At 48.6% G+C, this 13,029-nt stretch carries 11 protein-coding genes; 9 read left to right on the top strand and 2 right to left on the bottom strand.

Features of this window, described 5'->3' with window-relative positions; all coding sequences use genetic code 11:
* The first annotated feature begins 48 nt into the window (after nucleotides 1-48).
* From AB4Z29_RS21290 to AB4Z29_RS21265, 6 genes are all read left to right on the top strand, one after another.
* Nucleotides 49-927 carry a carbohydrate ABC transporter permease gene (locus tag AB4Z29_RS21290; protein WP_441945004.1) on the top strand — a complete coding sequence of 293 codons (879 nt, stop codon included), beginning with the start codon at nucleotides 49-51 and terminating at the stop codon, nucleotides 925-927.
* 67 nt (nucleotides 928-994) lie between these two features.
* Nucleotides 995-2,713 (top strand): extracellular solute-binding protein, encoded by a 1,719-nt coding sequence (locus AB4Z29_RS21285; protein WP_441945003.1) that lies wholly within the window; start codon nucleotides 995-997, stop codon nucleotides 2,711-2,713.
* Nucleotides 2,714-2,813: 100 nt separating this feature from the next.
* Complete coding sequence (locus tag AB4Z29_RS21280; protein ID WP_441945002.1) at nucleotides 2,814-5,177, top strand: glycoside hydrolase family 95 protein; 2,364 nt, start codon at nucleotides 2,814-2,816, stop codon at nucleotides 5,175-5,177.
* 102 nt (nucleotides 5,178-5,279) lie between these two features.
* A complete protein-coding gene (locus AB4Z29_RS21275; RefSeq protein WP_441945001.1) occupies nucleotides 5,280-5,753 on the top strand; it encodes a heme-degrading domain-containing protein in 474 nt (157 codons plus the stop codon).
* Nucleotides 5,754-6,154: 401 nt separating this feature from the next.
* Complete coding sequence (locus AB4Z29_RS21270) at nucleotides 6,155-7,519, top strand: ABC transporter substrate-binding protein (RefSeq protein WP_441945000.1); 1,365 nt, start codon at nucleotides 6,155-6,157, stop codon at nucleotides 7,517-7,519.
* Between the two features lie 38 nt (nucleotides 7,520-7,557).
* The gene (locus AB4Z29_RS21265) at nucleotides 7,558-7,935 is read left to right on the top strand and encodes a response regulator transcription factor (protein ID WP_441944999.1); all 378 of its coding nucleotides are present in this window, start codon (nucleotides 7,558-7,560) and stop codon (nucleotides 7,933-7,935) included.
* Here the strand turns inward: AB4Z29_RS21265 and AB4Z29_RS21260 are convergent.
* Nucleotides 7,884-8,576 (bottom strand): helix-turn-helix domain-containing protein, encoded by a 693-nt coding sequence (locus tag AB4Z29_RS21260; RefSeq protein WP_441944998.1) that lies wholly within the window; start codon nucleotides 8,574-8,576, stop codon nucleotides 7,884-7,886. The genes AB4Z29_RS21265 and AB4Z29_RS21260 overlap by 52 nt on opposite strands.
* A 219-nt stretch (nucleotides 8,577-8,795) precedes the next feature.
* Here AB4Z29_RS21260 and AB4Z29_RS21255 point away from each other — a divergent pair, with 219 nt between their 5' ends.
* On the top strand, nucleotides 8,796-9,479 hold the full coding sequence (locus AB4Z29_RS21255) for a helix-turn-helix domain-containing protein (RefSeq protein ID WP_441944997.1): 684 nt from the start codon (nucleotides 8,796-8,798) through the stop codon (nucleotides 9,477-9,479).
* Nucleotides 9,480-9,554: 75 nt separating this feature from the next.
* Entirely contained in the window at nucleotides 9,555-10,931 is a 1,377-nt protein-coding gene (locus AB4Z29_RS21250; protein ID WP_441944996.1) for a copper amine oxidase N-terminal domain-containing protein, read from the top strand.
* Between the two features lie 39 nt (nucleotides 10,932-10,970).
* Here the strand turns inward: AB4Z29_RS21250 and AB4Z29_RS21245 are convergent, their stop codons facing one another.
* A complete protein-coding gene (locus tag AB4Z29_RS21245) occupies nucleotides 10,971-12,362 on the bottom strand; it encodes an aldehyde dehydrogenase (RefSeq protein WP_441944995.1) in 1,392 nt (463 codons plus the stop codon).
* Between the two features lie 230 nt (nucleotides 12,363-12,592).
* Here AB4Z29_RS21245 and AB4Z29_RS21240 point away from each other — a divergent pair, with 230 nt between their 5' ends.
* Nucleotides 12,593-13,027, top strand: coding sequence for a DUF6157 family protein (locus tag AB4Z29_RS21240; protein ID WP_441944994.1), 435 nt, complete (start codon nucleotides 12,593-12,595; stop codon nucleotides 13,025-13,027).
* Nucleotides 13,028-13,029 lie beyond the last annotated feature (2 nt).

Below are 13,029 nucleotides of genomic sequence, written 5' to 3'. Positions count from 1 at the left end.
TCGCGTGAAATATATAAAGCCTTATAGTTTAACAAAGGAGGGTTAGCTATGAATGCTGTACACCGGACAACGGGGGAGAAGCTGTTCGACGCGGCGAATGTCGTGCTGCTCGTGCTGCTTGCCTTCGTAACCTTGTATCCGTTCTATAATATATTGATTACTTCGCTTAACGATCCTGCCGATGCGGCGCGGGGCGGCATTACCTTCTGGCCGCGCTTGCTTTCCTTCGAGAATTACAAAATGGTGCTGCAGGACGAGAGCCTAATCAACGCCTTTGTAGTAACGGTGCTGCGTACGATTGTAGGAACGGCTACTGCCGTCCTTTTCACCGCAGCGTTCTCGTACGGCGTATCGAAGCCGGAGCTGCTTGGCCGCAAGCTGTTTCTTATTCTGGCCATTATCACCATGTATTTCAGTGGCGGCCTTATTCCGCAGTATTTGCTCATTGCCCAATATCTTCATCTTAAGGGCAGCTTCTTGGCTTATATTTTGCCCAATTTGTTCAGCGTGTTCAATGCCTTGATTATGATTACCTTCTTCCGGGGTATACCGAAGGAAATGGAGGAATCGGCCAAAGTGGACGGCGCTCATGAGCTGACGATATTTTGGCGCCTTGTCCTGCCGGTCTCTAAGCCTGTACTTGCTACTATCGCGCTCTATAATGCGGTGTTCCACTGGAACTCTTGGTTTGACGCAATGCTGTACGGCGGTGAGAGCCTGCGGACGCTGCAGCAAATCCTTATGCAAATTATTAGCTCGAACAGCAATGTAAGCTTAATGGCAAGCAATCTGGGGATGAAAGCAGTGACTGCGGAATCCGTGAAGCTGGCAACGATGGTCATTACGACGCTGCCGATCGTATTCTCTTATCCCTTCCTGCAAAAATATTTTGTCAAAGGCATCATGATCGGCTCGGTCAAAGGCTAATCAACGGCTTCCGCGGGCAAACTGCCCGATATATAGAAGCAATTCGAAAAGGGAGGATTCATTCATCATGAACCAATCAAACAGAAAATCGCTTACGGCTGCTTTGGCATTCATTCTTGTGCTGGCTTTAGCGATTACAGGCTGCAGCAGCGGCAAAAATAACGAGCCGGCGGCAAGCAATGGCGGTGCCAACACAGAGACAGGCAATGCCGCGAATGCGCCGCAGACATCCAGCGATCCGAATGAGCTCGAATGGAAGCAGGATACTTCGCCATTTACGTTCCGCCAATATTTCTATGGTACTTGGGCATCCAACTATTTGTGGAAAGATCAGCTCAATATGAAGCAAATTACGGAGAAAACAGGCGTTACAATTGACCGTTTTCTTGCTACCGGCAATGATAACGATTTCTTGAATACATTGATTGCCTCAAACGATTTGCCTGATACTCTCATGCTCGATTGGAACCATCCGCAAGTGACGAAGCTGATTAACAACGGCATGCTGTATTCGTTGGATGAGCTTATCGACAAATATGCGCCAAAGCTATGGGATCTGATTGACCCTGAAATTATCAAATACCATTCCGTGGACGGCAAGCTGTGGTATTTGCCTAATAACTACGAAACGGAAGAGCGCCTTACAAACGGCATTCCGATTACGGGCATTCGTCCATGGTTTGTGCGCAAAGACATTTACAAAGCGCTTGGCGAACCGAAGATTGAGACGGAGCAGCAGCTTCAGCAATTTTTGGAGCAAGCGAAAGCGAAGTATCCGGAGTTGAGCCCGGTCGGCATGGAATCATTTGACGTATCGATGTGGGGCTTCCAAGGCAGCCTATCGATGGATTATCTCATTGATTCGTTTTCGCCGATGAATATGGAGAACCGGATCAAGGACGACACGCAGCGCGTGCTGTATCCGATGCGGGATACGAAGTTCATCGACGCATTCCGTTATGTGAACGGCCTGGCGAAAAACGGATTATTCGATTCGCAGCAGCTGATAGCGAAGCAAGAGCAATATGACGAGAAAATTTATGGCGCTAATTTTATCGTAACCTCTGCCTTCATGAATGGCATGTATACGCAATATAATCCGAAGATCAAAAGCACGCTGGGCGAGGATAAAACGTATGTCGTACTCGACGGCTTGAAGGTCGGCGGACAAGAGCCTCGTTATCCGGCGAGCCGCCTAATGGGCTGGCAGGGCTTCTTCATTACGAAAAAGGCAAAAAATCCGGAACGCATCATTAAGTTCCTTGAGTATGCATGGTCGGACGAAGGACAGCTGGATTTCCGTTATGGCAAAGAAGGCGAAACGTATGAGATGATCGACGGCCTGCCGAAAGCGAAGGATGAAGTGAAGGCGCTTGAGCTTAGCGACAATAACGCATGGTATAGTCAATATGGCTTTACGGCTTCCACGTTGATGTGGCGCTCGGGCAAGCTGTGGGATGCTGCAGACAAACGTGATTTCGATGAGAAGCAGCCTGAGCAAGCGGCGGCTAAGGATTTGCTAAAGAAATACAATTTCGACAGCTTCTCGCTAGGGCTTGAGAATATCGAGCCAGAGGGTTCAACACCGGAGGGTGTAATTAACGCCAAAATTAAAAACCTTTGGAACAAAACGATACCGATGCTCGTGCTGGCGGGGACCGATAAGGAATTCGACGACATCTACAATGATTTCGTGAAGGATATGGACAAAGTAGGAGCAGACAAGGTTGAGAAGGTTATGTATGAGCGCCATCTGGCCGATCTGGAGAAAAAAGGCATCAAATAATAAATAGGCATTAAATAATAGCGGAGCGGACAGGGAAGCTTGTCCGCTCTTTTCTTTGCTGAGGGGTACGATCCAGTAGTATGCGAAGGGGGAAATTGGTGTGAACAGGCCTGGTATCGAACAACAAATCTGGAAGCTATGGTATGAGCTTCCCGCAATGAAATGGGAAGAAGCGCTGCCGATCGGAAACGGGCGGCTTGGCGGAATGGTATTCGGAGGCACGGGCTGCGAACGGATACAATTGAACGAGGATACGCTTTGGGCGGGTTTCCCGCGTGATACGAACAATTATGAAGCGCTTAGGTATTTGAAAAAGGCGCGGGCCAGTGTAGACAGCGGTGAATATGCCGAAGCCGAACAGTTGATCAATGAGAAGATGCTCGGGGTAAATACGGAGCCGTATCAGCCGCTAGGAAATCTATGGGTCGAGCATGTAGGGCATCCGGCGAATGATAGTGGCAGCTACAAACGCGAGCTGGATTTGGCAACGGGCATAGCATCGACGGAATACGAGTTGGGCAAAGGGAAAGTGCTAAGAGAAGCTTATGTCAGCGCTGTGGATGACGTCATGGTCGTTACCTATGAAGCAAGCGCAGGAGAGCTGGAGCTGCTCGTATCGCTTGACTCCCTGCTTCCGCATAAGGCCTGCGCAGAGCGCGATAAGCTGGTTCTCACCGGGCATTGCCCGACTCACGTCGCTGACAATTATAAGGGAGATCATCCTCATCCGATCTTGTTCGAGGATGGAGGCGGCATATCCTTCGAGCTTCAGCTAAAGGTGCTGCTTGAGGATGGCGCGGTAAGCGAAACCCCGGATGGAAGGCTGCATATTACAGGTGCGCGACAGGTGACGCTGTTACTTGCTGCTGCTACCGACTTTGTCCGTTATGATAAAGCGCCTGCTGGATTACAAGCGGCAAGCGCACGCTGTACGGATCGGATGGCAGCCGCTGAGAAGCGCGGGAGCAGCGAGCTGCGCAGCAATCATACAAAGGATCATACCCGGATGTTTGGCAGAGTTGAGCTGGATCTCGGCATGACGGCAGCTGCGGAACAGCCAACTGATAAACGGCTGATTGCTTATCGGGACGGGGGCGAGGATCCACAGCTTGAAGCGTTGTATTTGCAGTATGGTCGATACTTGCTGATGGCGAGTTCAAGGCCCGGAACGCAGCCGGCTAACCTGCAAGGGATATGGAACCATCAGGTGCAGCCGCCATGGAACAGCAACTATACGATCAATATCAATACGCAGATGAATTATTGGCCCGCGGAGGTATGCGCGCTTAGCGAATGCCATGGTCCGCTTTTTGATATGCTTGGCGAGCTGGAAGAATCCGGTCAGCGAACGGCGAAAATCCACTATGCCGCAAGGGGGTGGGTGGCTCACCACAATACGGATTTGTGGCGTTCTACCGTCCCTACCGGAGGGGATGCCAGCTGGGCGTTTTGGCCGCTTGGCGGAGCTTGGCTGACCCGGCACTTGTGGGAGCGCTATGCGTACAGCTTGGATCTCGATTTTCTGGAAAATACGGCATATCCGCTGCTAAAGGGCAGCGCCATGTTTTTACTCGATTTCTTGATCGAGGGACCCGGCGGTTATTTGGTAACGAATCCATCGACCTCGCCTGAGAATAAGTTCATTACAGAAGGCGGAGAATTAAGCAGCGTATCGCTTGCAAGCACAATGGATATCAGCGTTATACGCGAGCTGTTCACGCACTGCATCAAAGCATGCCGATTATTAAAAGCCGATTCGCCATTCGTAGAGGAGCTGGAGGCAGCTTTGGCAAAGCTCCCGCCGCTTCAGATCGGCAGTCAGGGCCAGCTTCAGGAATGGTTTTATGATTTCGAGGAAAGCGAGCCAGGCCATAGGCATATTTCCCAATTATACGACCTCCATCCGGGAGAACGGATGACGGAGGAAACGCCGGAGCTTCTTGCGGCGGCGAGGATATCGCTGGAGCGCAGGCTGATTCACGGCGGCGGGCATACGGGCTGGAGCTGCGCCTGGCTGATCAACCAATTCGCCAGGCTGCGGGATGGAGAGGAGGCGCATCGATTTGTGCGTACGCTGCTTTCCCGTTCGACGCATGCCAATTTATTCAATGATGGACCTCCATTCCAGATTGACGGCAACTTCGGCGGAACCGCAGGCATAGCGGAGATGCTGCTGCAAAGCCATAAAGCTGCCATTGCGCTGCTTCCTGCTCTGCCAAGCGCTTGGCCGGAGGGAAGTGTATCTGGATTAAGAGCAAGGGGGGGCTTCACGGTCGGAATAGCATGGGATGGAGGCGAGTGGAGACGTGCTTCAATAACCGCAGCGGCAAACGGAATTTGCACGATTGCACACAGCGGTGAATTTGAAGTGCGCGATGAAGCGGGAGCATCTATCGCTTGTGAGGAGGGCGCATTCCAGGTTGCGGCAGGGGAGAGCTACCTGCTATATCGCTTGGAGGAATGATGCGAGAGTTTGTTGGCAAGGCATGCAATTCGCGATATGATGGTTGCAAAGGGATGGCAAATGCATCCTTGCGAGACAGAGCAAAGAGGAGCCAGGGCGACCATGACACTAACGATTCAAGAAAGAATACAACAGATGGAGCAGGAGGAGCAGGAGCTGAAGTTCTCCAAGTTCACGAATGATACCGCGCTGGAGCTTGGGCTTGCAGTCGTAGAGGAAGCAAGGAAAAGGGGCAAGCGGATTACGGTAGACGTAACGCGCGGCGGCCATCGGCAGTTTCTTCATGCAATGGAAGGGACATCGCCAGAGAACGAGGATTGGATTCGGAGGAAGAATAATGTCGCGAATCATTTCGGGACCAGCTCATGGAGAATGGCTTGCCAGCTCCAAAGCGAAGGCACGACAATGGAAGCGAAGCATGGGCTTCCGTTTGCCGATTACGTAGGTGCTGGCGGGGCATTTCCGCTGCATGTGCGCGGAGAAGGGCAGATCGGTACAATCACCGTGTCCGGATTGCCGGATCAAGAGGACCATGATTTGCTTATCGCTGCCCTGCGCCGCTTTTTAACGAAATAAACGAATATAGGTAGAGAAGAAGATCGAGAATGCTCCGTATGGAGTCTCGGTCTTCTTTTTTTTTTTGTACGAATGATACTTATCGTCCGTCGACTCCGATTCAAGAGGTGAATTACGATGGTTCTAATGAAATTTGGGGTTACTCCCCATTTAAAGTGATGGGAAACAAGGTTCAAGAGGAGGTTAAGCAGAAATGAAATTCTGATTTGCACGATCTGGATCATAACGCGATGCTTCGCTTTATCGTTGAACGCATCGGTGGTCGTGCGAACGGAGGCCATTCGTGGTGATAAAGAATACGACAGATATGATCTAAATAATTACGTATCTGATGTGGCGGGACCTCCTTCCATGTCATGTAATTGAACGAATCGGATAAACATCAAAGAATGGAGAAAAAAATGGACAAACGTAGAATATGCAGATCGTTGATTATGTTGGTGGCAGCCATAGGTGTGTTAACCGGCTGCAGTATTGGAAACAGGGATGACAATCGAATAACGGAGCCCGTAACGATACGTGTCATGTACGACAGCGAAGAAAGCTTCTATCAGCAATATGGCATGCTGTTCTCTGCTCTGTATCCTGAGATCGAGATCGAGGTCGTACCGACCCAAGCTGCGAATGCCGAGCAAGGAAATGACTACAATGCCATAATAGAAAAGCTTATAGATAAGGAAAAGCCGGATGTCGTCTTGCTTGACTCCGCTCAATATAAAGAAATGTCGGCTAAAGGAAGGCTCAGGGAGCTTGATACGTTTGCTCGGCGAGATCCATTGGACGAGGAAGGAATGGTGCCGGGTGTTATGGATTATTTGCGTGAGATGGGCGGCGGTAAATTAAATGGTATGACTCCAGTTTTCTATAGCAAGGCTATCTACTATAACAAAGATTTATTCGATCATTATAATATTCCGTATCCGAGTGACAGGATGAGCTGGGATGAGCTGCTTCAGTTGGCTGCCCGTTTCCCTGCGGACAAAGAGCAGGAAAGTCGGGTTTACGGATTGAAGCTGGGCGGCGGGCAAGAGAGCCTCTACAAGCTTGGGGACATTATTGGCCACACGATGGGTCTCAGCTTTGTCAAACCAGCACAGCAGCAGGTCACGGTAAACACAGAATCTTGGAAAATGGTTTATGAGATGGCCCATAAGGCTCTTACTTCCGGTGCTTTGTATCGAGAGACTGCTCCCAGCGCGGCAGGAGGTACAACGTTAGAGATATTTCTTCTTAGGGACCCCTTTGTTGCGGGAAGGGCTGCGATGGCAATAGACGGGTCGCCTCTCGTAGACCAGATTATACAGGCTCAGGCCATGCTTCCGGATAAGGCTTTAAGCAATTGGGATGTAGTGACGATGCCGGTCAATCCGAGTGATCCCGAATACGGAACATACGGTTTTCATCAAATATTCGCCATTAACAGCGAATCGACCAAAGACGAGGCTGCTTGGGCGTTTATTGACTATGTAAACAGTGAGGAATACGCTAGGGTTAGAGCGAAAGGCAATGTAAGGAGCGGGCTTTCAGTCCGCAAAGCTTATATAAAAGATGATCAAGGGCATAACCTGGAAGCATTCTATGGACTGAAGCCTTCTAAGTCAGAGAACGACACGTATAAGGACGCGGAATTGCTTTCGGATTTGTTTATCAGCAGGTTCGACGAGCTGGCGGAGCGGGAATTGCAAGCTTATGCAGACGGGGAGACCCCGCTAGATAAAGCGCTTGAAAGCCTGCAGACCAAAGCGCAATCGATGCTGGAGGAATGATTGGTCAGATCAAATAAACAGTATGGGGAGCTGCTTAGATGGAGAATAACATAATGAATCACCCTGTGCCCGTCCAATTCTTTCAGATGCTGAAGGAGAGATACGATTTGACAAAGCGCGAGCTGGAAGTACTCCAGCTTCTTTCAGTAACAGGCTTCAGCAATCGTGAATTGGCGGAGCAGCTTCAGATCTCAGAGAAAACGACCAAAAATCATGTCAGCAATCTTATCGAAAAGCTTAAAGCCAGCTCGAGCCGAGAGGTGCAAGCAATCGTATTCCGCAGCATGCTGTTGCCCCAGTTGTATATTAAACAGAAAAAGACGGTTTACTTGCACAAGCCGCTTTTCTACAGGAACACAGAGGACTATACAGCAAACTTTATAAGCTCATTTCCATTAACTCCTAGTAAACGGTAAGCATGCTCTGCCATATCTTGATCAGATCCGAATAGATGTACCGACCTGTTGGGTGCGCTGCTTAATGAAGCAACATAATTCATTTGGTGAACCATATATTCTGAGTTGCACAGCACGACGATTTGACTGAAATTTTGATTCAGCTGTTCTTGAAATTCGACGGCTTTTTCTAAAACCTCCGGGGAGAAAACAGCAGGCTCGTTGTCAGAGGCTCTCATGTTCCGATAGTCGAAAAAAACCTTAGCTTCCTTTCCGCCCATAAGGCTGCTTAGATTGAACCAAGTTTTAGTCATTTGGTCAGTATGCGTTTTATTGAGCAAGCCGTTAATTTGAAAGGATAGAATTCGGTTATCATAGTCTATGATGTACTTGAATTTTTCGGAGAGAGGCTCATTGAAGTCATGAGGCTGGTAGGCCTGATTATCCGATAAACGTTCTAACGAGAATATATAAGACAAGGATACATGAAATGCCGCAGCGATTTTGACCATGCTCAACAAGCTGACATTTCGTTCGCCTCGTTCAATGCTGCTTACATAGGTTCGGTCCAGTCCTGACTTAAAGGCTAATGTCTCCTGTGACATGCCGGATCGAGCTCTTAATTGCTTGCAGCGGAGTCCGAATTCGGATTGAATGTTCATAAAACCTGTTCTCCTATCTGTCATCCATATTAGATAAAGTGCAATGTTCATTTATTGTAGTGTACCAGCAACTTTCATACCGTGGGAGGGTGAAAAATTCTCACCCTTCTCGAAATGGCTCACTCAGCTTATGCTGGGATAGATACTCATAGTCCGTCGACTCTGCATCATCCGGTATTTATGATGGAGAAATAACTATAGAGAAGAAGGGGGTTACCCATGACTATATTAAAAGATTTCGGATTGCGCTTGAGAGAATTGCGTACGCAGACAGGGATGTCTCAGGATACGCTTGCCTGCCGCTCCGGGCTGGATCGATCCTATATCGGATCCGTGGAACGGGGAGAGCGGAATGTTTCACTGAGAAATATTGAAATTTTATGCGATACCTTGGACGTGGACATCAGTTATTTTTTTGATTCCGAACGATTTTCCTTGCAAAGATCGTTTTTGAAAAGAGAGCTGGACAGACCTCTCGCCGAACGCTTCAGCTATATCATGGATAGAGAGAACAACCTGATTGCCTGGCGGGTTACGGGTGCTTTGCACCCGGACGAAGTAAAGAGGTTCAGCTTGGATTTAAAGGCTGCTTGCAGGCAGCTCGAATCCAAGAAAGTAAAGCTGCTGATCGATAACAGCAAGATGATGACCAAGGGTCAGCCGATTGCTTTCCAGTATGAGGTGACAGAGAAATGGGAAGAGCTTCAACGCTGGTTTCTTCCGCATTGCGAGCAGGTTACCGTGCTTTGCAATTCGAAATTCATGCAGAACCAAATGAATCGATTGGCAAAGCGCAGCGGCATTATCAAGGTTCAGAGGAGTATCTATTCAGAGGATAAGGACTGGCATGCGGATGATGAATCTGATCTGAATGATTTGCTCCTGTGGTATTACAAAGTATAGATATTTAAGAATAATAGAATCACATTCAAACCATTATTGTCATTAAAATTAAATGTGATGAAGGAGCTGTGAAAAATGGTTTACAAAAAAAAGTTATCTGTTCTGCTGGCATCAACGATCTTATTTTCTCTCGTCGTTGGAAGCAGTGCGAACGCTGCGGATCAAATAGTTCCGGCGGGCGTTCAGGTTAAATCGTTTCGTTTCCTAGATAAGGAATACGACCGCATTTCTTTGGACACAGCGGAGAAGCCCGATGGTACTCGCGATGGTCATCTAAGCGTTTTAATCGACGCTGGGGAAGGCGCTGAAATTAAGTCCATTACGATGAAAACAGCGGACGCTGAAGGAAAAGATACGAGTCATGGCATGTGGAAGACTTGGAAGGACCAGGCTGGCGAGATTGGTAATTTACTTGCTGTCGTGCAAGACGGGAAAATTATTAATAAAAAGTTCCAAGCCTCGCTCGGTACATTTAAAGGGGTAGCGGAGCTAGAATTATACGCTTCGGATAACAATGGTATGAAAGAGGGGGAGTACTATTATCTGGAAATCGTTACGAGCATAGGCACGGTGAAGACGGACATTACGCCTTTTGCTCAGAATGAGGTCTCCTATGCGCCCGTATCTATTCGTGAATTTAGTTGGCAGGATCTTGATTCTGATCAGACCGGGGTAGCTGAATTCGGAGCCGATGGACAGAGCGACGCACACTTCAAGCTAAAGCTCAATTTCGTACAAAAAACGGATATTCTAGCCGTGATTTTACGCGGAACAGATAAGGATGGTCATACAGCTCCAGGCATTTGGAGGACGAATCGTGCGGGAACCGGTTGGCTGCTCGGCATTTCGCAAGGGAAAAAGGTTATAACTCCGGGTTTTAAGAAGGATGAGAAAGAGCCGGTTGGTGCTTTCCGCGGCAACATCGTTTTTGATCTATACGCGAGCAACAATGGTTCAATCAAAAATGGTGAGTATTACGTTGTGGAGGTTGAAACCAGCTATGGAACGGTTTCCTCGAAGCCGGTGAAATTCGGTGATCCGGCTTCCAACTATGTGAACGATGCACCGTTAGGCTTTAGAAGCATCGGACTAAAGCTTAACTCAAAAGAAGCAACGATTGACGAGAAGGATTATAAGCTGGAGGTTGCCCCGTTTAAGCTGGAAGGGCGCACGATGGTGCCGCTGCGTTTCATCGCAGAAGCGCTTGGAGCCAAAGTAGACTGGAATAAGCAGAAGCAACGCATAACACTTGTCAAAGAGAATACTAAAATCGAGTTATTCATAGGTAAGAAAGAGGCATATGTGAACGGAAAGGCGATCACTTTGGATTCGCCGGCCGTAATTCGAAATAATGTAACCTTGCTTCCGGTTCGTTTCGTTAGCGAAACGATGAAGATGATGGTCTTTTTCGATGATGGGGAAATTATGATAACGGATGCGAAGCAGAAGTAAGTTTCAAATACAGCTTTATAATAAGAATCAAAAAGCTGCTCACTTGAGCAGCTTTTTGATTCTTTCCAATTTCCCGTCATATGGCGGGAACACAAGCCCGAGCTCGAATTTTCCGCTCTTTCTCAGAATGCTCTTCTGATGCGAGAATACGTCGAAGCTATGTTTCCCATGGTAAGCGCCGACACCAGAAGTACCGACCCCGCCGAACGGAAGATGAGGATTAGAAGCATGCAGAATCGTATCGTTGATGCAGCCGCCGCCGAAGGATATACGGTTCATGACTTCATGCTCAAGCGGCTTGCTTTCCGTGAACAGGTACAAGGAAAGCGGCTTGGGCCGGGCGTTGATAGCGCGAACGGCCTCGTCTATATGACGATACGTCATAATGGGAAGAATCGGACCGAATATTTCGTCAGACATCGCTTCGCTTTCCCATGTGATGCCGTCGAGTAAGGTGGGCTCGATAAACAGGTCAGCAGCGTCAGCTCGCCCTCCAAAAACAATGCTGGCTTGATCCTTCTCTAAAATGGCTGCAAGCCGGTCGAACTGCCTTCGATTAACAATTCGGCCATAATCCTTGTTTTGTTGAATGTCAGAGCCGTAGAAGGAAGTAATAACCTCCTTCATCTTGGAAAGCAAAGGCGCCTTTACTGATTCATGGACCAGCATATAGTCGGGCGATATACAGGTTTGCCCGGTATTGAGACATTTCCCCCAGATTATGCGTTTGGCGGCAAGCTCGAGATTCGCCGTGGAATCGACGATGACGGGACTTTTACCGCCCAGCTCGAGCGTAACGGGAACAAGCCGCTTGGCTGCAGCCTCCATAACAATTTTGCCGACACCGATGCTTCCCGTGAAAAATATATAATCAACGGGCGCGTGAATAAGCAAAGACGTGGTTTCTCGTTCTCCTTCAATGACTTTGATATATTCAGGCTCGAACGTCTCGTTGAGCATGTGTTGAATCAATGCGGATATACGCGGCGTATTCTCGGAAGGCTTCACAATCGCGCAATTGCCTGCGGCAATGGCACCGATAAGCGGCTCGATCACGAGCTGGAACGGATAATTGAAGGGCCCGATAATCAAAACGGTGCCATAGGGCTCCTTCACGATTCGGCTGCTTGACGGGAACAAATAAAGCGGTGTTTTTACCTTCTGCGGCTTTATCCATTTCTTAAGCTGCTTCATGGTGTGGGTGATGCTGTTCGTTGCGATTATGATCTCGGTCATGTACGTTTCCAATTCGCTTTTGCGCAAATCTTGAAATAATGCTTCCACAATCTCTTTCTCATAGCGCTTAATCGCTTGCTTAAGCAAGCCGAGCTGCCGGAGACGGAATTGCAGATCCTTGGTCATTCCCTTTTCAAAAAAAGCATTTTGTGCCTGAATGATCGATTCAATCTCTTCCGAGCCAGCTGCATACATAGACGTACCTCCTTGCTATAACCATATAGTAGCAGGTCGCGCTATGAACAGCTACACTAGGCAGCTATTTCTTCGGCAATTACAGCTACTGTACTCAAAGCGTTGTATGGCTGGCTCCTGCATACAGGACGTATTTCAGGAATAAGGCAGGTAGGGCAGCTGGTGACAGGACATTCCAACAGTAAAATGGGCTATAATGGGAGTATAGACTCTATGAGGAGGAATGCCGCATGGAATGGAATTACTACAATACGTTTATTACGGTTTCACCCGATTGCCCGTCTGAGTTCGGATTGGTTCCGCCTGACAAGAAGGGTGGTCGAACGAAGCCGAGCTTGGAATATGAGCTTGCAGCTGAGCAGCCATACCAGTATACGCAGGAGGAGCTGCTGTACGAGGTGCATGTACGCCATAAGGGGATTGCGCCCGAGGAGCTTGCTGAGAGGGGAGCTGAGATTAGGGAGACGTTCTACTCCAAGCCAACGGCTTGCATGCGCGCTTCGATGCTGCCTAAGAAATATGGCTGGGGGCTTCACTTCAATCAAGAGGGGAAGCTTGCGCTTATTCCAAGAGAATCGGAGCTATACCATCAGTTTGCAGAAGGTAAGCAGGAAGGCGTGAAGGTGCTGTCAGGCATGCGGAGCAGCAGAAATTCGACCAGCTAGGA

Origin of the sequence: Paenibacillus sp. 2TAB23, assembly GCF_052115165.1 — a bacterium.
Classification (GTDB): Bacteria; Bacillota; Bacilli; order Paenibacillales; family Paenibacillaceae; genus Pristimantibacillus.
This window is presented reverse-complemented; position numbering and strand designations above follow the sequence as displayed.

What these genes read in the sequence shown, in the direction of transcription:
- AB4Z29_RS21290 (WP_441945004.1), top strand. Translation starts at nt 49, where the DNA reads ATGAATGCTGTACACCGGACAACGGGGGAGAAGCTGTTCGACGCGGCG.
- AB4Z29_RS21285 (WP_441945003.1), top strand. Translation starts at nt 995, where the DNA reads ATGAACCAATCAAACAGAAAATCGCTTACGGCTGCTTTGGCATTCATT.
- AB4Z29_RS21275 (WP_441945001.1), top strand. Translation starts at nt 5,280, where the DNA reads ATGACACTAACGATTCAAGAAAGAATACAACAGATGGAGCAGGAGGAG.
- AB4Z29_RS21270 (WP_441945000.1), top strand. Translation starts at nt 6,155, where the DNA reads ATGGACAAACGTAGAATATGCAGATCGTTGATTATGTTGGTGGCAGCC.
- AB4Z29_RS21265 (WP_441944999.1), top strand. Translation starts at nt 7,558, where the DNA reads ATGGAGAATAACATAATGAATCACCCTGTGCCCGTCCAATTCTTTCAG.
- AB4Z29_RS21260 (WP_441944998.1), bottom strand. Translation starts at nt 8,576, where the DNA reads ATGAACATTCAATCCGAATTCGGACTCCGCTGCAAGCAATTAAGAGCT.
- AB4Z29_RS21255 (WP_441944997.1), top strand. Translation starts at nt 8,796, where the DNA reads ATGACTATATTAAAAGATTTCGGATTGCGCTTGAGAGAATTGCGTACG.
- AB4Z29_RS21250 (WP_441944996.1), top strand. Translation starts at nt 9,555, where the DNA reads ATGGTTTACAAAAAAAAGTTATCTGTTCTGCTGGCATCAACGATCTTA.
- AB4Z29_RS21245 (WP_441944995.1), bottom strand. Translation starts at nt 12,362, where the DNA reads ATGTATGCAGCTGGCTCGGAAGAGATTGAATCGATCATTCAGGCACAA.
- AB4Z29_RS21240 (WP_441944994.1), top strand. Translation starts at nt 12,593, where the DNA reads ATGGAATGGAATTACTACAATACGTTTATTACGGTTTCACCCGATTGC.